The sequence below is a fragment of the Enterobacter sp. MALB-1 genome (assembly GCF_041021625.1).
Taxonomy (GTDB): domain Bacteria; phylum Pseudomonadota; class Gammaproteobacteria; order Enterobacterales; family Enterobacteriaceae; genus Enterobacter; species Enterobacter oligotrophicus.
On record NZ_JBDPJL010000001.1, the window covers coordinates 2159195 to 2178686 of the forward strand.

The following is a 19492-nucleotide window of genomic DNA, read 5'->3' on the forward strand; positions in this document are numbered from 1 at the left end:
CTAATGCTTACGGCACCTTTGCGCTACTGTTAGCGCAACAGCAAACGAAGGAGTACACCATGAAAATTATCCGTAGCGGTTCATTACCTTCAGTTAAGGGACCGGAAGCCTGGTTCACCGGTGCCGTGCGTATTGATGCGCCGTTTCAGGCGACAGAGCCTGCAAAAGTGGGGGGCGCAACGGTGACGTTTGAACCGGCTGCACGTACCGCGTGGCACACGCATCCTCTCGGACAAACGCTGATCGTTACCCAGGGGCGCGGCTGGTTACAGGAGTGGGGCAAAGAGGCGGAACCGCTGAATCAGGGCGATATCGCGTGGATACCGCCTGGCGTTAAACACTGGCACGGGGCGAGCGCCGAAACGGCGATGACGCATATTGCCATCGCCGAAGCGGTAAACGGCAGCCCGGTTGAATGGCTGGAAAAAGTGACTGACGAGCAGTATCCGAACCGCTAACCGCCAAAGACCGAAATGGCCTGTTTCAGACGCGTGGTGCGCTGCGTCAGGTGATTGGCGGCGCTGGTGACGCTATCTACCATCCCCGTATTGTTATGCGTCATCATGCCGATGCGGGAGATGGATGCGTTGATGAGCGTTAAGGCCTGCGTCTGCTCCTGCGTGGCATGGCCGATCTCTTTAATCAGGGAAGACATCTGCAGGACGTTGCCAATCATCACCGTCAACTGCGTTTCGGTTTGTTCCACCATTTCCACGCCGGAATTAACGCTGGAGACATTCTTCTCGATAAGCGTTTTGATCTCTTTTGCCGCTGTTGCGGAGTGCTGCGCGAGGTTACGTACTTCTGCCGCCACAACGGCGAAACCTCGTCCGGCGTCACCTGCGCGTGCGGCTTCAACGGCGGCATTTAGCGCCAGAATATTGGTCTGGAAGGCGATACGGTCAATCACGCCGATGATATCGACAATCTGGCTGTTATCCCGCGACACCGACTGCATCATGCCAATAGTCTCTTTCATCATCGCTTCGCCGCTGTGGGCGCTGGCGCGGGTGCGATCCGCCATCTGCATTGCTTCCCTGGCTGTTTCTGCCGTCTGCTGCACGGCGCTGGCAATTTCTTCAACCGCCGCTGCGGTTTGCCGGAGATCATCGGCAGTCTCTTCAGAGCGTGCCTGTAATGCGGCACCTTCTTTCGCCACCTGCTGACTAATGGTTCCAATACCGCTGATTTGCGTGCCGACATCGTCTACCAGTGAGCTAAGATTTAACCCGGACTGATTCACCAGCCGCATCATCAGGCCAATATCATCGACCCGGTTAAAATGAACGTAGTCCGTTTTACGGCCAGAAACGATGCGCTGCATCTGGCAAACAATAGTGTTAAGTGGGCCTGAGATTTGAACGTGCAAATAAAACGCCAGCGCAATAAAAAGAGCGACCAGCCCACACATTTGAGTTATTCCTGCAGGCAATAAATAAATCAGTGAGCCGAAGAGAAGGGCGGTAACCACGATGCCATAATTGATCCGTTTGCGGGTGCTGAGACGTTTAAACAGTGACAGAAAGGAAAATATCCCCTTACGCACCAATAATCCTTTATAAAAGCGATACTGCTTTAATTCGTTGTTGCGAATTTTCTCGTAGAGTTTTTCACTGGCATCGATCTCTTCACGGGCAGGAATATTACGTACTGAAATATAGCCAGTTAATGCATCATGTTGATACACCGGCGTGACGTTGGCCCGCACCCAGTAGTGATCCCCATTCTGGCGACGGTTTTTGACCAACCCCGTCCAGCTCTCGCCTTGCTGAAGAGTAAACCACATATCGCCAAAGGCCCCGGCAGGCATGTCAGGATGGCGGATAACATTATGAGGCTCACCCAGAAGATCGTCCTCATTATATCCACTGGCTTTAATAAAGGCTGAATTTGCGTAGGTAATATGGCTTTGCGTATTGGTTGTCGACATTAACGTCGTACCTTCGTTAAGCAAATACTCGTTTTGTGTAACGGGGGTGTTACGCCTCATGAGTAACTCCATGGTGATGTATAAGTAAAAAGAAGCCGCCAATAAAAATTCAGGCAAGATTAAAACGTTATTCTTTTGTTTTACCGCGGGCATATTCTCTCTGAATATTATGTTGTGTGAAATACCCTGAATTAAATAATTTTTAGCGGTTTAATTAAGTCAGTGTAATAAAATTGAAAATAAACAAGGTGAGACATTTTTAACGTCAACGAAAATAAATCACTTAAGTGAAATAAAAAGTGAGAAATGCACTTTTCAGGCAAACTGGCAAACCGACGTATGGTTTCATTAACAGGGTTGAAACCACTCTCTTTTGAAGCCACCCGGCTTTGCATTTCTGATTTCTGGCAAACCAAATGTAAATTAATTGTTTCTCAGAGGTGAAATCCACCTTTAATAATGACGACATGTTAAGTCAAACGAGAAAGCAACATGTCCTGGCGAATCAGCATTCTGGATAAAAGCCCTATAGCTGAAAACGAAACGGCGACCGATGCGCTGGCGCGAACCTTAAGCCTGGCGCAACAGGCGGAAACACTGGGCTATCACCGCTTCTGGATTGCCGAACACCACAACACCCCGCAACTGGCCAGCCCCTCGCCGGAACTGTTGATTGCCTGGGTTCTGGGTAAAACCAGGCGTATCCGCGTGGGATCGGGCGGCGTCATGCTCCAGCACTACAGCCCCTACAAAGTGGCTGAAAACTTCAACGTGCTGGCTGCGCTGGCACCGGGTCGCGTGGATCTGGGTGTCGGGAAAGCCCCAGGCGGATTGCCGCTCTCTACCCGCGCACTACAACTTGGACTGAATCAGCAGGAAAAGGGCAGTTTTGCCGAACAACTGGCACAACTGAATCGCTGGCTGCGACCTGGAAATCACTCAGCGGAGGAGATCGCGCGCGCCACGCCGCTGCCGCCCGAACCTGCGCAGGGTTTTCTGCTGGGCGCGAGCACCGAAAGCGCGCTGCTGGCCGCAAAGCTCAACTGGCACTTTGTCTTTGCCGCTCACCTGAATGGCGATCCGGATCTGCTGCGCGAGGTTATCGCCACCTGGCGTGAAAACAGTGTCCACGACGTCATCGTGGCGGTGCAGGTTATCGTCGCCGCGACACAGGCTCAGGCGGATGCGCTTGCACAAAAGGTGGAAGTATGGGGCGTGGAACTGGCAAACGGACAGCGCGTCACCGTGGCAAGCGAAGAACAAGCCTACGCCTTTGCGCGTCAGGCTGGCAGTGAGCCGGTACGCATTGCCCGCCGGGCGCAATCTTTACTGGCCGGGACGGCGGAGTCGGTGCTGGCGCAACTCGATGCCCTGCATCAACAGTGGGGTATCGACGAATTTATTATTGATACACCAGTGTCGGAGGGGGCGACGCGCGTACAGTCACTGCGTCTGCTGGCGCAGGCACGTCTCAGCAAGGAGGTTTCTGCATGAGTTTTGCTGAGCAACTGATCGCCTGGCGTCGCGAGCTGCACCAGAACCCTGAGCTGTCTGGTCAGGAAGTCGAAACCACTGCGCGTCTGCGCGACTGGCTGACAAACGCGGGTATCACGCCGCTGCCTTACGAACTCTCTACCGGTCTGGTGGTGGAAATCGGGAGCGGTAAAAAGCTGATTGCGCTACGGGCAGATATTGACGCCTTGCCGATTGAGGAGCGCAGCGGTGTGCCATTTAGCTCGCAGCGGCCCGGCGTAATGCATGCCTGCGGACATGATATCCACACCAGCGTGATCCTCGGTGCGGCGCTGAAGCTGAAAGCGCGCGCCGCCTCGCTTAACGGACGCGTGCGCATTCTGTTCCAGCCCGCGGAAGAGAACTTTGGTGGTGCGAAAAGCATGGTACGGGCCGGTGCGTTACATGACGTTCGCGCAATCTTCGGGATGCATAACGAGCCGTCGCTGCCGGTAGGCGAGTTTGCCACCCGCGGCGGTCCCTTTTATGCCAACGTCGACCGGTTTGTGTTCCGCATCACCGGCAAAGGTGCTCACGCGGCGCGTCCACACGAAGGCAACGACGCGATTGTCCTGGCGAGTCAGCTGGTGACGGCGCTGCAAAGTGTGGCCAGCCGCAACGTCAATACGCTGGATTCTGTGGTGCTGAGCGTAACGCGTATTGCCGGTGGTAATACCTGGAATGTCCTGCCCGAAAGCGTTGAGCTGGAAGGCACGCTGCGCACGCACCGCACGGAAGTGCAGCAGAACGTAAAAGTGCGAGTGGGGGAAATTGCTGCCGGGTTTGCCAGCGCCTTTAACGCTCAGATTGATATTACCTGGTACGCCGGGCCAACCGCCCTGGTGAATGACGAGCGCTGGGCGGAGTTCGCCACGTCGGTGGCGCGTGAAGCGGGATATGAAACCCGGCACGCCGAACTGCATATGGGCGGGGAAGATTTCGCGGTCTATCTGCAAAATATCCCCGGAGCCTTTGTCAGCATTGGCAGCAATAGCCCGTTTGGTTTACATCATCCGGCCTTTAACCCGGACGAAGCATTAATTGAACCCGCTGCCCGCTATTTTGCACAGCTCGCGGAAAAAGCACTGCAACACGTTTAATTCATAAGAGGTGAATATGTCTGCAACCCGACAATTGCGGCTGGGAACCATTTTGCATGGTGCATCCGGAAATATGTCTGCCTGGCGTCATCCGGCGGCCGTCGCAGATGCCAGTATCAATTTTGATTTCGTCAAAGAGACGGCGTTAAAAGCGGAAGAGGGAAAACTCGATTTTTTATTTGTAGCCGATGGTCTCTATATTAATGAGAAATCCATACCGCATTTTTTAAACCGCTTTGAGCCGCTGACGGTATTATCCGCGCTGGCCAGTATTACCTCGCGTCTGGGTTTAGTCGGGACGCTCTCCACCTCCTACAGCGAGCCGTTTACCGTGGCACGCCAGTTTGCCAGCCTTGATCACCTGAGCAACGGGCGGGCTGGCTGGAATGTGGTGACTTCGCCGCTGGAAGGATCAGCGAAAAACTTCTCGCGCGATAAACACCCGGAGCACGCGCTGCGCTACCGCATTGCGGATGAGTATCTGGAAGTGGTGAAAGGGCTGTGGGATTCCTGGGAGGGCGATGCCTTTGTGCGAAATAAGGAGAGTGGTCAGTTTTTTGATCCTGCAAAACTGCACACTCTCAATCACCACGGTGATTTCTTCCAGGTCGCCGGGCCGCTGAATATTGGCCGTACCCCGCAAGGACGCCCGATTGTATTTCAGGCTGGCGCGTCGGATGACGGGAAAAAGCTGGCCGCGAAACACGCCGACGCCATATTTACCCATCATGAAACGTTAGACGAGGCAAAAGCCTTTTATCGCGATGTGAAACAGCAACTGGAAATCAATGGCCGTCGCGCGTCTGATTTGCATATTTTCCAGGGCGTGAGCGTGATTGTGGGTAAAGACGCCGATGACGTGGAAAACCAGTATCAAACCACGGCGGCGCTGGTGTCGATTAATGATGCCCTCAATTATCTGGGCCGTTATTTTGAACATCATGATTTCAGTCAGTATCCGCTCGACGAACCGTTCCCGGACATCGGCGATTTGGGTAAAAACAGCTTCCGCAGCACTACCGATGAAATTAAGCGCAATGCCCGTGAGCGCCGCTTAACTCTGCGCCAGGTCGCGCTTGAAGCGGCATCACCGCGCCCGCGGTTTTCCGGCACGCCAGAGCAGGTGGCGGATGGGCTGCAGGCCTGGTTTGAGCACTATGCGGCTGACGGTTTCATCATTCAGGGCGGCACGCCGGATACTTTCCCGCGCTTTGTTGAGCAGGTGGTGCCTGTTCTGCAGTCCCGTGGCCTGTTCCGCACCGAATACCCCGGCACCACGCTGCGCGAAAGCCTGGGCTTAGACGAACCGAAAAATCAGTTCACACAACAATAAAAGAGAACACCGCTATGCAGAAAACCTCGCTTATTCTGGCGCTCGCGCTGGCCTTTACGCCTGCCGTCTGGGCAGAGAATGTGAATATTAACGGAACGGGTGTGAGCATTGAGGCGAATAAAACGCCGGTCAATACCGCCAAAAATAACGATGCGGTCGCGCAGTTGCCGAAAGATTATCGCTTTGCCGTACCGGGGAAATTTACCGTCGCGGTGGCGGGTCTGAATCAACCGCCGCTGACGGTTTTCTCCGATGACAACAAAACGCTGCTGGGGAGTGAAGTCGACATCGCCCGCCTGGTGGCCGACAGCCTGGGGCTGGAGCTGAACGTGGTGCCAACCTCCTGGGAGGACTGGCCGCTGGGCGTGGCATCCGGCAAATATGACGCGGCCATCAGCAACATCACCGTCACCAAAGAGCGTAAAGCGAAGTTTGACTTCGCCACCTACCGTAAAGACTCCCTCGGTTTCTACGTGAAATCGACCAGCCCGATCGCGTCGCTTCAGAAGGCAGAAGACATCGCCGGGCTGCGGATTATCGTCGGCTCCGGCACCAACCAGGAAGCGATCCTGCTGGCGTGGAATGACGAGAACCTCAAAAAAGGTCTCAAAGCCTTTACCCCTGTCTACACCAAAGACGATGCGGCACAAACGCTGGCGCTTCAGTCAGGCCGTGCGGATGCGTACTTTGGTCCGAACGTGATTGGCGCATGGAAAGCAGCATTAACCGGGAAAACCAAACTGGTCGGCAGCGTTGACGGCGGCTGGCCGAAAGCGGCGCATATCGCGGTGACGCTGAAAAAGGGCAGCGGACTGGTTGAGCCGGTACAAACCGCGCTTAACGGGGTGATCAAAAACGGGGATTACGACAAAGTGCTGAACCGCTGGGGGGAAGGCGTTGAGCGCATTCCTCAATCAGAAGTGAACCCGGCGGGCCTGGGAGACTAAGGAGGCACCATGAGTGAACAATTTCGCGATGTTTCACCGGAAGATGCCGAACTCCAGCCCATTATTGAGGGGCTGTTCGGTGAATATGCGGCTCGCTACGGAGACTACTTCTCTAAAGACGCGGAAGTGGAACTCACCGAGTGGTATTTAGCGCCGCAGGGGCTGTTTATCGTGCTGGAGCGCGACGGGAAAATTATCGCCACTGGCGCATACAAACCCTTTGATGAACAGACAGCCGAAATTAAACGCATCTGGACGGATAAATCCCTGCGTCAGCAGGGGCTTGCTGCCCGCGTGGTGCAGGAGCTGGAGCGCAGGGCGGTGCTGGCAGGGTATAGCAAAATCTACCTCACCACCGGTTTTCGTCAGCCGGAAGCGGTCAGGCTCTATATCAGCCAGGGGTATCAGCCGCAGTTCGATCTTGAGCGCGATCCGGAAGAGTACAGCCTGCCGCCGTTTGACGGTCGGCTGCGTTTCACCAAAACGCTGGTACGCGAAGCGTTCAGCAAAACCGCATGAGGAACGACGATGAGCAACGTTGAAACCATTAAGGTGGTCCCGGCGCGTTATCCGCTGCGAACCGTTGGTGCAGTGGTGGCGCTGTTTGTGCTGGCGGTCGTGACTCAGTCCGTGGCCTTTAACCCACGCTGGGAGTGGGCGGTGTTTGCCCGCTGGTTCTTTGACCCGGTGATCCTGGAGGGCGTGGGGCAGACGCTGCTGTTAACGCTGATTGGCACCGTGCTGAGCGTGGCGTTCGGCGGCATGCTGGCGCTGGCAAGATTATCCTCATCGTGGCTGTTGAGCAGCCTGGCCTGGGGTTACATCTGGCTGTTTCGTTCGCTGCCGCTGATTGTGGTGTTGATCATCCTTTACAACTTTTCCTATCTCTACGACACGCTCTCCCTCGGCGTGCCGTTTACGGGTATTACCTGGGGCAGTTTTGAAACCATCAACGTGCTGGGGCAGTTTTCCACGGCAGTCGTAGGGCTGACGCTGGTGCAGAGCGCTTATACCGCAGAAATCATCCGCGGCGGTTTTCTCGGCGTCGATCACGGTCAGTATGAAGCCGCCGCCGCGCTCGGGCTGCCTGCCTGGCGTCGCACCGTGCGCATCATTTTACCGCAGGCGCTGCGCACCATTCTGCCGTCCGGTTTTAATGAGATTATCAGCCTCGCAAAAGGCACGGCGATGGTGTACGTGCTGGCGATGCCGGAGCTGTTCTATACCATTCAGATGATCTACAACCGCACCCAGGAGGTGATCCCGCTGCTGATGGTCGGTGCCGTGTGGTATCTGGTCATTACCACCGTATTGTCTGCCATTCAGCATGTTGTCGAGCGCGGGCTCGCCCGCAGTGAACGCCGTTCGGCGGTGAACCAGAGCCGTTCGCCCAGCCGTACCCGCACCGTCCCGAACACGCAAACACAGGAGCCCGTCCATGCAAGCCTCTCCTGAAGGACACATTTCCATTACCGGGGTCAGTAAATTTTTTGGCCGTCACAAAGCACTTGATAACGTTTCGCTTGAGATCCCGCCGGGATCGGTCACGGTGATCCTCGGGCCTTCCGGTTCGGGAAAATCGACGCTGCTGCGCACCATCAACCATCTGGAGCGCGTCGATGAAGGGTTTATCCAGATAGACGGGGATTACATCGGCTATCGCCGTCAGGGTGACAAACTCTACGAGCTGAAAGAGAAAGAGATCCTCAAACAGCGCGTCAATGTGGGCTACGTGTTCCAGAACTTTAATCTTTTTCCGCACCTCACGGTGCTGGAAAACCTGATTGAAGCGCCTGTCGCGCATAAGAAACTCAGCAAAAAAGAGGCGGTGGAAAGGGCATACAGTCTGCTGGATGTGGTGGGATTGCGCGATAAGGCCGACGCCTGGTCGCGCCATCTTTCCGGTGGTCAACAGCAGCGTATCGCCATTGCCCGCGCGCTGGCGCTGCGTCCCCGCGTAATGCTGTTTGATGAGCCGACTTCCGCACTCGACCCGGAACTGGTTGGTGAAGTGCTGGACGTGATTAAAACGCTCGCCCGCTCCGGCACCACGCTGGTGGTAGTCACCCATGAGATCGGCTTTGCCCGTGAAGTGGCGGATCAGGTGGTGTTTATGGTCGACGGTAAAATTGTTGAACAGGGGAGCAGCGACGAGGTGTTGAACCGTCCGTCACACGCGCGAACGCGCCAGTTCCTCTCTAAAGTGCTGTAAGGAGTGCAGATGAAATATGGACTTCTGGCTGGTCTGGTGTTTACCACAGCGAGCTATGCCAGTATCGATTTGAATGCCAACGAACGGCCGCTGCCGGTAACGGTCGATCCGCAGGCGGTGGCGAAGATCCCGGCGAACTACAAATTTGTTGAGCCGGGCACGCTCACGGTCGCCATTTCAGCGCTTAACTCACCGCCGCTGGCGCTGCTCGCCAGCGATAACCGCACGCGCATCGGCAGCGATCCGGATATCGCCCGTTTACTGGCGGGCAGTTTAGGGCTGAAACTGAAACTGGTGCCAACGGCGTGGGAGGACTGGCCGCTGGGAATAACATCCGGACGCTATGACGTGGCGCTGGTGAACATTGCCGTCACCGAACAGCGCAAAGAGAAATTTGATTTTGCGACCTACCGCGTCGATTCGCTGGCGTTTTCGGTGAAATCCACCAGCGATGTCCGGTCAATCAAGAGCGCTGAAGATCTGGCGGGTAAAAAGGTGATTGTCGGCTCCGGCACTAATCAGGAGCGCATTCTGCTGGGCTGGAACGAAGAGAACAAAAAGGCCGGGCGTGAGCCTGCGTTGCCGGTCTATCTTACCGATGATGCCTCAGGCAATTTGTACATTCAGTCCGGCAGGGCGGATGTTTTCTTCGGGCCGCAGTCGGTCTCCGCCTATAAAGCGGCACTGACCGGTAAAACCCGCGTGGTGGGCTTAGGGCCGAAGAAAGCGTATGTCGCCACGACAACCAAAAAAGGCAACGGGCTGGTATATGCATTGCAGGCCGCGCTGGATGGTGCGATTCAGCGTGGAGAGTACCAGAAGGTGCTGGCGCGCTGGGGCGAGCAGGGCGAAGCGGTGGCCACATCGGACGTAAACCCGCCAGGGATAACCTACTAATCGTGCTCTACACTTAGGGTTTTCAACCCTGAGGGGGCAACATGATTAAACTCTATGGCGTACCCGGCTGGGGCTCGGCAATCAGTGAAGTGATGCTGACCCAGGCAGACATTCCTTACCAGTTTATCAACGTGGACGGGTTTGATCAGCCCGGCCCACAGCGTGAGCTGCTGCAAAAACTCAATCCGCTGTGTCAGGTGCCGACGCTGGAGCTGGAGAACGGGGCGATCGTGACCGAAACAGCGGCGATTGCCCTGATGGTGCTCGACCGCTGTCCCGATCTTGCCCCGCCCGTAGGGCAGGCCGAGCGCCAGCAGTTTCAGCGTTTGCTCATCTGGTTTGTGGCGAACGTCTATCCCACCTTTACCTATGCCGATTACCCGGAACGCTGGGTGCCCGATGCGCCGGAACAGCTACAGAAAAACTGCATTGAGTACCGGAAGTCACTCTATCTCTGGTTTGACAGTCAGCTGAAAGCCTCGCCCTTTGCGTTTGGCGAACGGTTGACCCTGCTTGACGTCTATATCGCAGTGGCGCGCACCTGGGGGCCGCGGCATGAATGGTTTGCGGCAAATACACCGAAGATAACGGCCATTGCGGACACGGTTTGCCAGCTTCCTGAACTGCACAAGGTGTTAAAAGCCAACGAGATAATCTGATAACGTGGAACGCTCACTCACAACAGGAAGCCTGCACATGCCACACGTTGATATTAAATGTTTCCCCCGCGATCTGAATGACCAACAAAAAACCGCGCTGGCGGAAGATATCGCGAAGGTGATTATTCGCCATTTCGACAGCAAAGACAGTTCCGTGTCTGTTGCCCTGAATCAGGTGCAGCCGGAAGACTGGAAAGCGCAGGTCTGGGATACGGAGATTGGACCCAAACTGGATGAGCTGATTAAAAAGCCTGGGTATTCGATGTAAGGCGTTTTATGCCGGGTACGCCAGAATGATCGCCCGGCATGATCACCGAACCTTCAGCAGTATCGCCATTAGCCCTGGAAAACGGGCATCCAGATCGTCTCTGCGCAGTGAAATCATATTCTCTCGCCCCTGCGGGCGCTGCCAGATCACGCCGCTGTCACGCAATACGCGCCAGTGGTGAGTCATGGTGGATTTCACCACATCGTCCGGGCGTAGCGCGTTGCAGCTTAGCTCACTGCCATCGGCGAGCCTGCGGATAATCGAGAGGCGGAGCGGGTTACCGAGCGCGAAAAGCACATTTTCCAGCAGTATTTGTTCAGGTTCCGGGTGGTTTGGGGTCATCGTTTTCCTGCGTTAAAAGTCAGATTGAGCTATATCAACAATAGGCATGGTGTTAAAAAATAGTTCGATAATACTCGTACAATGGGACTATTATAGCAAACGAACGAACACGCGACCATCCCGGTCGTCACACAGATGTCTTAATGACTAAGGATCTATTATGCCCCGACCCATCCCTCTCGAACGTTATCGCAACATCGGTATCTCCGCGCATATCGATGCCGGTAAAACAACCACCACTGAGCGCATCCTGTTTTACACCGGGATGAGCCACAAGCTGGGTGAAGTACACGATGGCGCGGCAACTACCGACTGGATGGCGCAGGAGCAGGAGCGTGGGATCACCATCACCTCTGCGGCTGTCAGCTGCTTCTGGCCAGGTATGGACAGAGGTTTTGAACCGCACCGGATCAACATTATCGACACGCCAGGGCACGTGGATTTCACCATTGAGGTGGAACGTTCTATGCGTGTGCTCGACGGTGCCGTGATGGTGTATGACTCCGTGGGTGGCGTGCAGCCGCAATCCGAAACCGTCTGGCGTCAGGCGAACAAATACCACGTTCCGCGGCTGGCGTTTGTGAATAAAATGGACCGTCCGGGAGCCGATTTTTACCGCGTCGTGCGGATGATGCAGGAGCGTCTGAAAGCCAATCCGGTGCCGATTGTGATCCCGGTGGGCGCAGAAGATCACTTCTCCGGCGTGGTGGATCTGATCAAGATGCGATCTATCGTGTGGGACGACGCGACGCAGGGCATGGTGTTTAGCTATGCTCCTGTGCCAGACGCGCTGCTCAGCACCGCCCAGGAATGGCGGGAAAAAATGGTCTCTGCCGCAGCAGAAGCCAGTGAGGCGCTGATGGATAAATATCTGGAGACGGGCGATCTCGACGAGTCTGAAATTATCCAGGGGCTGCGTATTCGGACCATTTCCGGTGAAATCCAGCCGATGCTGTGCGGCAGTGCCTTTAAAAACAAAGGGGTACAGCGGATGCTCGACGCGGTTGTTGAGCTGATGCCGTCGCCGCTGGATGTGCCTGCTATTGATGGTGTGGATGAAAAAGGGGAGCACGCAGAGCGTCACCCGTCTGATGACGAGCCGTTCTCGGCGCTGGCCTTCAAACTGATGAGCGATCCTTACGTCGGGCAGTTGACCTTTATCCGCGTCTACTCCGGCGTGCTGAGAAAAGGCGACGCGGTGTATAACCCGGTGAAAGGGAAGAAAGAGCGCATCGGACGCATTGTGCTTATGCACGCTAACGATCGTCATGAAGTGGATGAACTGCGAACGGGCGACATCGCGGCCTGCGTGGGGCTGAAAGATGTCACCACGGGGGATACCCTGACCGACCCGAATGCCGTGATCACCCTTGAACGGATGGAGTTCCCGGACCCGGTCATCTCCCTGGCGATCGAGCCAAAAACGAAGGCCGACCAGGAAAAAATGGGTATCGCGTTGCAGCGTCTGGCGGCGGAAGATCCGTCGTTCCGTCTCCATACTGACGAGGAATCCGGACAGACGATTATTTCCGGGATGGGGGAACTGCATCTGGAAATTATCGTCGACCGCATGAAGCGTGAGTTTGGCGTTGAGGCGAATATTGGTCGTCCACAGGTGACCTACCGTGAAACGCTGCGTAAAGCGGTGAAGGATATTGAAGGCAAATTTGTCCGCCAGTCCGGTGGTAAAGGGCAGTACGGTCATGTGGTACTGAGCCTTGAACCGACAGTACCCGGCAGTGGCTTTACGTTTGAAGATGCCACCAAAGGCGGCGTGGTACCGCGTGAGTATATTCCATCCGTAGAAAAAGGATTGCGCGAAGCCATGAATACCGGCGTGCTGGCGGGATATCCGGTTGTTGATGTGAAAGCTACCCTGACGTTTGGTTCGTATCATGACGTGGACTCCTCAGAGATGGCCTTCCGCATGGCGGCGATCCTCGGGTTTAAAGAGGGTGCGCGCAAAGCGGACCCGGTTATTCTTGAGCCGGTAATGCACGTTGAGGTCGAAACGCCGGAAGAGTACGCCGGGAATATTATGGGCGATCTCTCCTCCCGCCGCGGCATGGTGCAGGGGATGGCAGAGCAGTACGGCAGCCAGATTATTCGTGCGGACGTGCCGCTGGCGGAGATGTTTGGCTATGCCACCACGCTGCGCTCGATGTCGCAGGGGCGCGCGACGTATACGATGGAGTTCCATCATTTCGCGGAAGCACCGCGTAATGTTGCGGATGAGATTATTGCGCGGCGTGCGAAGTAGTTAATTCCACAGGGCAGCTATAGGGCTGCCCTGTGGTTTTTGTTATTTCAGATTTTCGTTACGCAGTATTTCTTGACGTGATACGGATTGAACCTTCCAGATACCTTCTTCTTTGACCATACAATCGATGACCGTGTACTCCTGGTTTTTACCAAACGACACGTAAATATTCGTACAAACCGGATCGTAATCGGATGAAACCACCGTCACATTCTCTGCCCAATCTTCCTCAATATCCTGCGACTTAAGAAAGAAATCAGCATCATAAAACTCGTCGTCAGCGAAACGAGGGTCCTGCGCATGCCTTAATTTCTTCATGGTATCTGCAGTGACGTATTCTTCTATTTTCGCATTGTCCATAATTGGGAATTTATTAGCAGCATATTGACTGATGTACCACTTATTAAACCTTAACGCGGTTTTAGCTGCGTTATCACTGTCTTCGGCATGCGCAGCGCTGGTTAATAACAGAATAAAAATTAAGACGGCTTTCATATTAATAGTGCCTGTAAAGCTGATACGCTGGGTGAGCTTTTCTGTATGCGGATCCAGGATACATAGTGCGCTGAGCGAAATCGCTTAGCCATTGATGACCATCATAAATACAAACATGACCATCAGGATGATTTTCTATGGACTGTATAACAACCACATCGCCTAACTGTGGGGCACCAGTGATTTTTTGAAACCCAACCTGGGACAGCGTAAGCCCCATATTTTTTGCTGACCCGGTTCCATGTATAGGTAAGCCGCCAGCAATGATGGCATTTTTCACAAAGAGCTCACATTTTCGATGGCTTTCGTGATAAACATGATTTTTTGCATACTCGACTGCAGCATATTTATTCCATGACATAGATATTTCCTTATCGATAGGTCCAACTTCAATCGCATCAGAAATATCCTCCGTTTCCCTTCATCCTGGTAAACATTAAATGCTATAGAAAATCTATATATATCAGCAATATATAATCATAAAAATCAATCCAGCGCCTTAACCATCTTTCCGCTCGCGACAAATGTTCCGGCTCCCAGATGATGCAGTGTATTCAGCTTATCCCCGTCAAACTGCCAGCGTCCTTCGACAAACGCGCGTTCATCGGCTGCCGCAGAAACCACTTCACCAAACAGCGTGTCATATTTCTCTGCCGCAGAGGTTACTGGCAGTAAACGGCACTCCATCCACGCCAGACATTTCTCTTCAATCACCGGCAAGCCGAGGACTGGACCATTCACTACCGGAATGCCGTAGCAGTTGAATTTGTCTTCATCGCGTCCGCTGATGCTGCCCACCGCCCAGGTCCAGTTGGCCGCCGCCACGCCGGGAATGACGATACCAAACTTCCCGCTGCGTTCGATCAGCTCACGAGTCCAGGTACTTTTATCCACCACGATCGCGATACGCGGCGGTTCAAATTCAACCGGCATTGACCAGGCTGCCGCCATCACATTACGGCGATCAATGGATTCATCGCGGCTGGTAATCAGAACAGTAGGGCCATGGTTCAACAAACGGCTGGCATGCTTTAACTCGACGGGGCGAAACGGATGCATAGACATTCCTCTTTGCAGGGTTTACGGCATTAAACGACTGAAGGGCGGGTGAAATCAAGACGCAACAGTAGCGTCATGTGTTCGTCATACAGTCTCCCTACAGTGGCGGACAGTAAATCCCAAAGAGGATAACAATATGCTGACCTCCATTACGCTCAAAGGCGTCTCGTACGCGTTTGGGACGAATACCGTTTTGAATCAAATCGATCTGCACATTGATGCGGGCAGCGTGGTTGCGCTGCTGGGGCCATCAGGCTGCGGGAAAAGTACGCTGCTTCGGCTGCTGGCGGGGTTAACGCAGCCAGCCGCGGGAGAAATCCACTTTGGCGAACGTCAGGTCGCAAAAGCGGGCTGGTCGCTGCCGCCGGAAGCGCGGGATATCGGCATGGTCTTTCAGGACTATGCGCTGTGGCCGCATATGACGGTGGCACAGAATGTGGCCTTTCCCCTGAAGATGCGCAATATCCCTCGTCAGGAGCGCGATACCCGCGTTGCTCAGGCGCTTTCACGTGTCGGGTTAAGCGATTTTACTGACCGCAAACCTGCCGGGCTATCCGGCGGGCAGCAGCAGCGCGTGGCGCTGGCTCGGGCGATCGTCGCTGAACCTCGCGTGCTGCTTTTTGACGAGCCGCTCTCTAATCTCGACAGCGAACTGCGCGAATCACTGTGTCAGGAGATAACCACGCTGCTGCGTCAGCTCGGGACAACCGCTGTGTATGTTACCCACGACCGCCGGGAGGCTGAAATCCTGGCCGATCGCATCGTGCATTTGTCTGCAGGCAGCGTTGCTGCCGATCGTTTGATTTCATCCTCAGGGGAGTTTGCATGAAAGCCACCATGTCTGTGAAAAAAGGAGTTCTGCTCGCCATGGCGTTATCGTCTGTCATGATCACCAGTGCCCATGCGCTGACGGTGTACACCGCCGGGCCGGGATCGCTTGCCAAAAATCTGGCGACCGGCTTTGAAAAGAAAACCGGTGTGAAAGTTGATATCTTCCAGGCAACGACCGGGAAGGTGATGGCGCGCCTGGAGGCGGAACAAGCCAACCCGCAGGCGGATGTTCTGATCTCCGCCTCCTGGGACACGGCTGAAGATCTGCACGCACGCGGCTGGCTGCTGCCGTTCCAGAGTGCTAACGCTGAAAAAGTTCCGGCCGACCTGAAATCTGCGGATTATGTGGCGCAGGGCGTCTCGGCGTTGGGGATCGTCTGGAATACCAAAAGCGGTACGCCGGAGCCGAAAGAGTGGCAGGATCTGACGACCGATGCGTTTAAAGACAAAGTGACCACGCCGGACCCGTCGCTGTCGGGTGCGTCACTGGATTTGTTGATCGGTCTGCAAAACGGCATGGGTGACAACGCCTGGACGCTGTTTGATGCACTGAAAAAGAACGGCATGGTGGTAAGCGGTCCGAACGCACAAGCGGTGACGCCAGTGATGCAGGGGGCAAAAGCAGCCGTGTTTGGTGCGGTGGATTATGTTTCTTACGGCAACATCAGCCAGGGCGAATCCCTGAAGGTGATCTTCCCGGCGAGCGGCACGGTAATTGCCCCGCGTCCGATGATGATCCTGAAAACAACCCGGCATCCGGATGATGCGAAGGCCTTTATCGATTATGTGCTTTCCCCGGAAGGTCAGGCGATGGTGGCCGACGCGTGGCTGATGCCTGCACGTGGTGACGTCAAGGCGAAGCGTCCGCTGCTGAACGAGCTTAATATCCTGCCGACCAAAAGCGATGGCACTCACGCACGCAGCGATATTCTTAAGCGCTTCAACACGCTTTTCTCCCTGTAATTCACCCGGCGGGGGCAACCCCGTCTTCAGGATTGCCTTGTGAATCAACGAACGTTGTCGGTTATGACGCTGGCGCTGCTGATTATTCTGGTGGCGTTTCCGTTGTCCTTTATTGCTCTGCAGGCGGTATTTCCGCAGTTCAGCGCAGGCGAGTTGACGGGGGCATTTAGCGGTATTCAGGCGTTACTGGCTGAGCCACACTTGCCCGGTATGCTGGGAGGAACGCTTCAGGTCGGTATCGGTGTTGCGCTGGTCAGCGCCCTGATCGGTTTTCCTCTCGGCGTGGCGCGAGGTTTGCTGAACCTGCCGCTGCCACGCCTGTGGGATCTGCTGTTCCTGATCCCATTTTTAACGCCGCCCTACATTGCTGCGCTGTCGTGGATGCTGGTGCTGCAAACCAATGGTTACTTGCAGCAGTTAACGGGTATCAACCTGAATGATGTGTTGTTCAGCAAAACCGGCATTGTGCTGGTGATGGCGCTGAACATTTTTCCGGTGATCTATTTTGCTGTCTCGCGCAGTTTACTGGCGAGTGGACAACGTCTGGGGCTGGTTGCCCGTGTACACGGCGCGAGCGCGGGAAGGGCGTTCTGGCACATTACGCTGCCGATGCTATCGCCGTCGCTGGCGGCGGGGATGCTGCTGGCATTCACGCTGGCGATTGAGGAGTTCGGTGTGCCTGCCGCACTGGGAACGCGAGCAGGTGTATTGATGCTGACTACCGACATCGAAAAGAAGCTGGCAGACTGGCCGGTCGATCTGTCCGGGGCTTCAATGCTTTCTGTGGTACTGGTGATGATTGCGCTCAGCGCCTGGGGAGTACAGAAAAAACTGACCGGACATCATGATGTCACCAGCATTACCGGTAAACCGATGCAGAATACGGGGGCAGAGGCGGGCGTATTCACGCTGCCGATTGTGCTCCTGATGGCATCCGCAGGAATCATCGCGGTGATCCTGCCAGGGCTGTCGATGGCGTTGTCGGGTGTGTTAAGAACCCTGTCCGGCGGTGTGGCAATATCTAACGTGACGTTGTCACATTACGCTGCGTTGTTTAATCAACAGGGCGATGCATTGTCGGCGCTGGGCACCAGCTTATCACTGGCGCTGGCTACGGCGTGCATAACCGGCGTGTCAGGGTTATTGGTCTCATGGCTGACGGTAGTGCAAAAGATAAAAGGGCGCAGCATACTGGACGCGCTCTCGCTGATGCCAGCCGCACTACCGGGTATCGTAGTCGGTGTCGGGTTAATCCTGCTCTGGAACCGTCCTTTCTGGCCGCTCTCGCCCTACAATACCTGGGTTATTCTGTTACTTTCCTATTGCTGTCTTTTACTGCCGTGGCCGGTGCGTTACGTCGGCAGTGCGCTGCGTCAACTGGGGAGTAATCTGGAACCTGCCGCGCGCGTACACGGGGCATCCGCGTTCCAGGTGCTGCGGTTTATCGTGATGCCGCTGGTTTCCCCTGCGCTGCTGGCGGCGATGCTGATGGTGTTCGCGATTGCCTCGCGTGAGCTGGTGACATCTCTGTTACTGGCACCCGCGGGGACTCAGACGGTGTCGGTCTTTATCTGGCGTCAGTTCGAGCAAGGCTCTGTTGGACAAGGAATGGCGATGGCGACACTGACGCTCATCACCGGGTTGGTGTTAATGCTGAGCGCATTCGGTATCCTGCAGCGCAACGCCCGGCCTTAAAAAGCACTTTTGCGCATCTCAGTACGACAAAATAGTTTATAAACAAGGAATATCACCTCAAGGAAGCGAATCATGTCCCCATTTCTGAGTGCCTATTTTTCCCGTACGGGCTGGACACAGCCCGCATCGGTTGATATCGATACCCTGCGAGCGCTGCATCTACACCACAACTGTGCGATCCCCTTCGAGAATATCGACGTCGTTCTGCCGCGTGAGATCCACCTTGAAGATCAGTGTCTGGTCGACAAACTGGTGACGGCGCGCCGTGGCGGGTATTGTTTCGAGCAAAACGGCCTGTTTGAGCGGGTGCTGCGCGAGGTCGGCTTCACGGTACGCAGCGTGCTGGGTCGTGTGGTTCTGGCGAATCCGCCGCAAATGCCGCCGCGCACGCACCGGCTGCTGCTGGTTGAGCTTAACGGCGAGCGCTGGATTGCTGACGTTGGCTTTGGCGGGCAGACGCTGACGGCACCGATACGCTTAATCGCAAACGAAGAACAGGCCACGCCGCACGGACATTATCGCCTCCTGAGCGAGGGTAACGACTGGGTACTGCAGTTCCGCCACCATGAGCACTGGCAGTCGATGTATCATTTTGACCTGGCGACGCAGTATTTTACCGATTATGTGATGGGGAACTTCTGGTCGGCCCACTGGCCGCAGTCGCATTTTCGTCACCATTTGCTGATGTGTCGTCATCTGCCGGACGGTGGCAAGCTGACGCTGACCAACTTCAACTTTACCCACTGGCAAAATGGCCATGTGGAGGAGCAGATCCATCTGCCGGATGCAGAGGCGCTGTATCAGCTGATGCAGGAACGGTTTGGGCTGGGTGTGGACGATCCGAAACATGGCTTTACGCTGGCGGAACTGACGGCGGTAATGGCAGGGTTTGACACGCATCCGCAGGCGGGGAAATAGAGAATAGCGGGCCGTGCGGGCTGATGCCCTCACCCCGGCCCTCTCCCACAGGGAGAGGGAGCAAGCATAAA

At 55.3% G+C, this 19492-nt stretch carries 19 protein-coding genes and 1 pseudogene; 15 read left to right on the forward strand and 5 right to left on the reverse strand.

Annotated features, from left to right (window positions below; translation table 11 throughout):
• Nucleotides 1-59 precede the first annotated feature (59 nt).
• Nucleotides 60-458 (forward strand): cupin domain-containing protein, encoded by a 399-nt coding sequence (locus ABGB15_RS10305; RefSeq protein ID WP_152081181.1) that lies wholly within the window; start codon nt 60-62, stop codon nt 456-458.
• Here ABGB15_RS10305 and ABGB15_RS10310 read toward each other — a convergent pair.
• Nucleotides 455-1990, reverse strand: a complete 1536-nt coding sequence (locus ABGB15_RS10310; RefSeq protein ID WP_215722115.1) for a PAS domain-containing methyl-accepting chemotaxis protein — start codon at nt 1988-1990, stop codon at nt 455-457. The two genes, ABGB15_RS10305 and ABGB15_RS10310, sit on opposite strands and share 4 nt — an antisense overlap.
• Nucleotides 1991-2422: 432 nt before the next feature.
• On the opposite strand from ABGB15_RS10310, the gene ABGB15_RS10315 reads away from it, so the two are divergent.
• The 9 genes and pseudogenes from ABGB15_RS10315 to pptA all read left to right on the forward strand — a co-directional run bounded on the left by ABGB15_RS10315 (nt 2423) and on the right by pptA (nt 10858).
• The gene (locus ABGB15_RS10315; RefSeq protein ID WP_215722114.1) at nt 2423-3424 is read left to right on the forward strand and encodes an LLM class flavin-dependent oxidoreductase; all 1002 of its coding nucleotides are present in this window, start codon (nt 2423-2425) and stop codon (nt 3422-3424) included.
• The gene (locus tag ABGB15_RS10320) at nt 3421-4542 is read left to right on the forward strand and encodes an amidohydrolase (RefSeq protein WP_215722113.1); all 1122 of its coding nucleotides are present in this window, start codon (nt 3421-3423) and stop codon (nt 4540-4542) included. The genes ABGB15_RS10315 and ABGB15_RS10320 overlap by 4 nt, the downstream gene beginning before the upstream one ends.
• Before the next feature lie 16 nt (nt 4543-4558).
• Nucleotides 4559-6822: pseudogene (locus ABGB15_RS10325) on the forward strand (NtaA/DmoA family FMN-dependent monooxygenase).
• A gap of 9 nt (nt 6823-6831) precedes the next feature.
• Nucleotides 6832-7341: a GNAT family N-acetyltransferase gene (locus ABGB15_RS10330; RefSeq protein ID WP_215722110.1), complete on the forward strand. Its 510-nt coding sequence runs from the start codon at nt 6832-6834 to the stop codon at nt 7339-7341.
• Nucleotides 7342-7350: 9 nt separating this feature from the next.
• Nucleotides 7351-8277: an amino acid ABC transporter permease gene (locus tag ABGB15_RS10335; protein ID WP_215722109.1), complete on the forward strand. Its 927-nt coding sequence runs from the start codon at nt 7351-7353 to the stop codon at nt 8275-8277.
• Nucleotides 8261-9034 carry an amino acid ABC transporter ATP-binding protein gene (locus tag ABGB15_RS10340; RefSeq protein ID WP_215722108.1) on the forward strand — a complete coding sequence of 258 codons (774 nt, stop codon included), beginning with the start codon at nt 8261-8263 and terminating at the stop codon, nt 9032-9034. Before ABGB15_RS10335 ends, ABGB15_RS10340 begins: the two co-directional genes overlap by 17 nt.
• A 9-nt stretch (nt 9035-9043) precedes the next feature.
• Entirely contained in the window at nt 9044-9931 is an 888-nt protein-coding gene (locus ABGB15_RS10345; protein ID WP_152081172.1) for an ABC transporter substrate-binding protein, read from the forward strand.
• Nucleotides 9932-9972: 41 nt separating this feature from the next.
• Nucleotides 9973-10590 (forward strand): glutathione S-transferase family protein, encoded by a 618-nt coding sequence (locus ABGB15_RS10350; protein ID WP_215722107.1) that lies wholly within the window; start codon nt 9973-9975, stop codon nt 10588-10590.
• 37 nt (nt 10591-10627) lie between these two features.
• Nucleotides 10628-10858, forward strand: coding sequence for a tautomerase PptA (pptA, locus tag ABGB15_RS10355; protein WP_152081170.1), 231 nt, complete (start codon nt 10628-10630; stop codon nt 10856-10858).
• A gap of 42 nt (nt 10859-10900) precedes the next feature.
• On the opposite strand, the gene ABGB15_RS10360 is transcribed toward pptA, so the two are convergent.
• A complete protein-coding gene (locus ABGB15_RS10360; protein ID WP_152081169.1) occupies nt 10901-11200 on the reverse strand; it encodes a helix-turn-helix transcriptional regulator in 300 nt (99 codons plus the stop codon).
• Between the two features lie 160 nt (nt 11201-11360).
• Here ABGB15_RS10360 and fusA point away from each other — a divergent pair, with 160 nt between their 5' ends.
• Nucleotides 11361-13460: an elongation factor G gene (gene fusA / locus ABGB15_RS10365; protein ID WP_215722106.1), complete on the forward strand. Its 2100-nt coding sequence runs from the start codon at nt 11361-11363 to the stop codon at nt 13458-13460.
• 42 nt (nt 13461-13502) lie between these two features.
• Here the strand turns inward: fusA and ABGB15_RS10370 are convergent, their stop codons facing one another.
• From ABGB15_RS10370 to ABGB15_RS10380, 3 genes are all read right to left on the reverse strand, one after another.
• Entirely contained in the window at nt 13503-13955 is a 453-nt protein-coding gene (locus ABGB15_RS10370; RefSeq protein ID WP_215722105.1) for a DUF3828 domain-containing protein, read from the reverse strand.
• 1 nt (nt 13956) lies between these two features.
• Entirely contained in the window at nt 13957-14316 is a 360-nt protein-coding gene (locus ABGB15_RS10375; protein ID WP_215722104.1) for a CHAP domain-containing protein, read from the reverse strand.
• Nucleotides 14317-14441: 125 nt separating this feature from the next.
• On the reverse strand, nt 14442-15014 hold the full coding sequence (locus ABGB15_RS10380; RefSeq protein WP_215722103.1) for a flavin reductase family protein: 573 nt from the start codon (nt 15012-15014) through the stop codon (nt 14442-14444).
• 136 nt (nt 15015-15150) lie between these two features.
• Here ABGB15_RS10380 and ABGB15_RS10385 point away from each other — a divergent pair, with 136 nt between their 5' ends.
• The 4 genes from ABGB15_RS10385 (at nt 15151) to nhoA (ending at nt 19421) form a co-directional block, all read left to right on the forward strand.
• Complete coding sequence (locus ABGB15_RS10385) at nt 15151-15843, forward strand: ABC transporter ATP-binding protein (RefSeq protein WP_215722102.1); 693 nt, start codon at nt 15151-15153, stop codon at nt 15841-15843.
• Nucleotides 15840-16808, forward strand: coding sequence for an ABC transporter substrate-binding protein (locus ABGB15_RS10390; protein WP_215722101.1), 969 nt, complete (start codon nt 15840-15842; stop codon nt 16806-16808). The genes ABGB15_RS10385 and ABGB15_RS10390 overlap by 4 nt, the downstream gene beginning before the upstream one ends.
• 39 nt (nt 16809-16847) lie before the next feature.
• The gene (locus tag ABGB15_RS10395; RefSeq protein ID WP_215722100.1) at nt 16848-18503 is read left to right on the forward strand and encodes an iron ABC transporter permease; all 1656 of its coding nucleotides are present in this window, start codon (nt 16848-16850) and stop codon (nt 18501-18503) included.
• Between the two features lie 72 nt (nt 18504-18575).
• The gene (gene nhoA / locus ABGB15_RS10400) at nt 18576-19421 is read left to right on the forward strand and encodes an N-hydroxyarylamine O-acetyltransferase (RefSeq protein WP_152081161.1); all 846 of its coding nucleotides are present in this window, start codon (nt 18576-18578) and stop codon (nt 19419-19421) included.
• Nucleotides 19422-19492: the final 71 nt, after the last annotated feature.

Coding starts and splice junctions, on each gene's coding strand:
- ABGB15_RS10305 (WP_152081181.1), top strand. CDS start 60: ATGAAAATTATCCGTAGCGGTTCATTACCTTCAGTTAAGGGACCGGAA.
- ABGB15_RS10310 (WP_215722115.1), bottom strand. CDS start 1,990: ATGAGGCGTAACACCCCCGTTACACAAAACGAGTATTTGCTTAACGAA.
- ABGB15_RS10315 (WP_215722114.1), top strand. CDS start 2,423: ATGTCCTGGCGAATCAGCATTCTGGATAAAAGCCCTATAGCTGAAAAC.
- ABGB15_RS10320 (WP_215722113.1), top strand. CDS start 3,421: ATGAGTTTTGCTGAGCAACTGATCGCCTGGCGTCGCGAGCTGCACCAG.
- ABGB15_RS10330 (WP_215722110.1), top strand. CDS start 6,832: ATGAGTGAACAATTTCGCGATGTTTCACCGGAAGATGCCGAACTCCAG.
- ABGB15_RS10335 (WP_215722109.1), top strand. CDS start 7,351: ATGAGCAACGTTGAAACCATTAAGGTGGTCCCGGCGCGTTATCCGCTG.
- ABGB15_RS10340 (WP_215722108.1), top strand. CDS start 8,261: ATGCAAGCCTCTCCTGAAGGACACATTTCCATTACCGGGGTCAGTAAA.
- ABGB15_RS10345 (WP_152081172.1), top strand. CDS start 9,044: ATGAAATATGGACTTCTGGCTGGTCTGGTGTTTACCACAGCGAGCTAT.
- ABGB15_RS10350 (WP_215722107.1), top strand. CDS start 9,973: ATGATTAAACTCTATGGCGTACCCGGCTGGGGCTCGGCAATCAGTGAA.
- pptA (WP_152081170.1), top strand. CDS start 10,628: ATGCCACACGTTGATATTAAATGTTTCCCCCGCGATCTGAATGACCAA.
- ABGB15_RS10360 (WP_152081169.1), bottom strand. CDS start 11,200: ATGACCCCAAACCACCCGGAACCTGAACAAATACTGCTGGAAAATGTG.
- fusA (WP_215722106.1), top strand. CDS start 11,361: ATGCCCCGACCCATCCCTCTCGAACGTTATCGCAACATCGGTATCTCC.
- ABGB15_RS10370 (WP_215722105.1), bottom strand. CDS start 13,955: ATGAAAGCCGTCTTAATTTTTATTCTGTTATTAACCAGCGCTGCGCAT.
- ABGB15_RS10375 (WP_215722104.1), bottom strand. CDS start 14,316: ATGTCATGGAATAAATATGCTGCAGTCGAGTATGCAAAAAATCATGTT.
- ABGB15_RS10380 (WP_215722103.1), bottom strand. CDS start 15,014: ATGCATCCGTTTCGCCCCGTCGAGTTAAAGCATGCCAGCCGTTTGTTG.
- ABGB15_RS10385 (WP_215722102.1), top strand. CDS start 15,151: ATGCTGACCTCCATTACGCTCAAAGGCGTCTCGTACGCGTTTGGGACG.
- ABGB15_RS10390 (WP_215722101.1), top strand. CDS start 15,840: ATGAAAGCCACCATGTCTGTGAAAAAAGGAGTTCTGCTCGCCATGGCG.
- nhoA (WP_152081161.1), top strand. CDS start 18,576: ATGTCCCCATTTCTGAGTGCCTATTTTTCCCGTACGGGCTGGACACAG.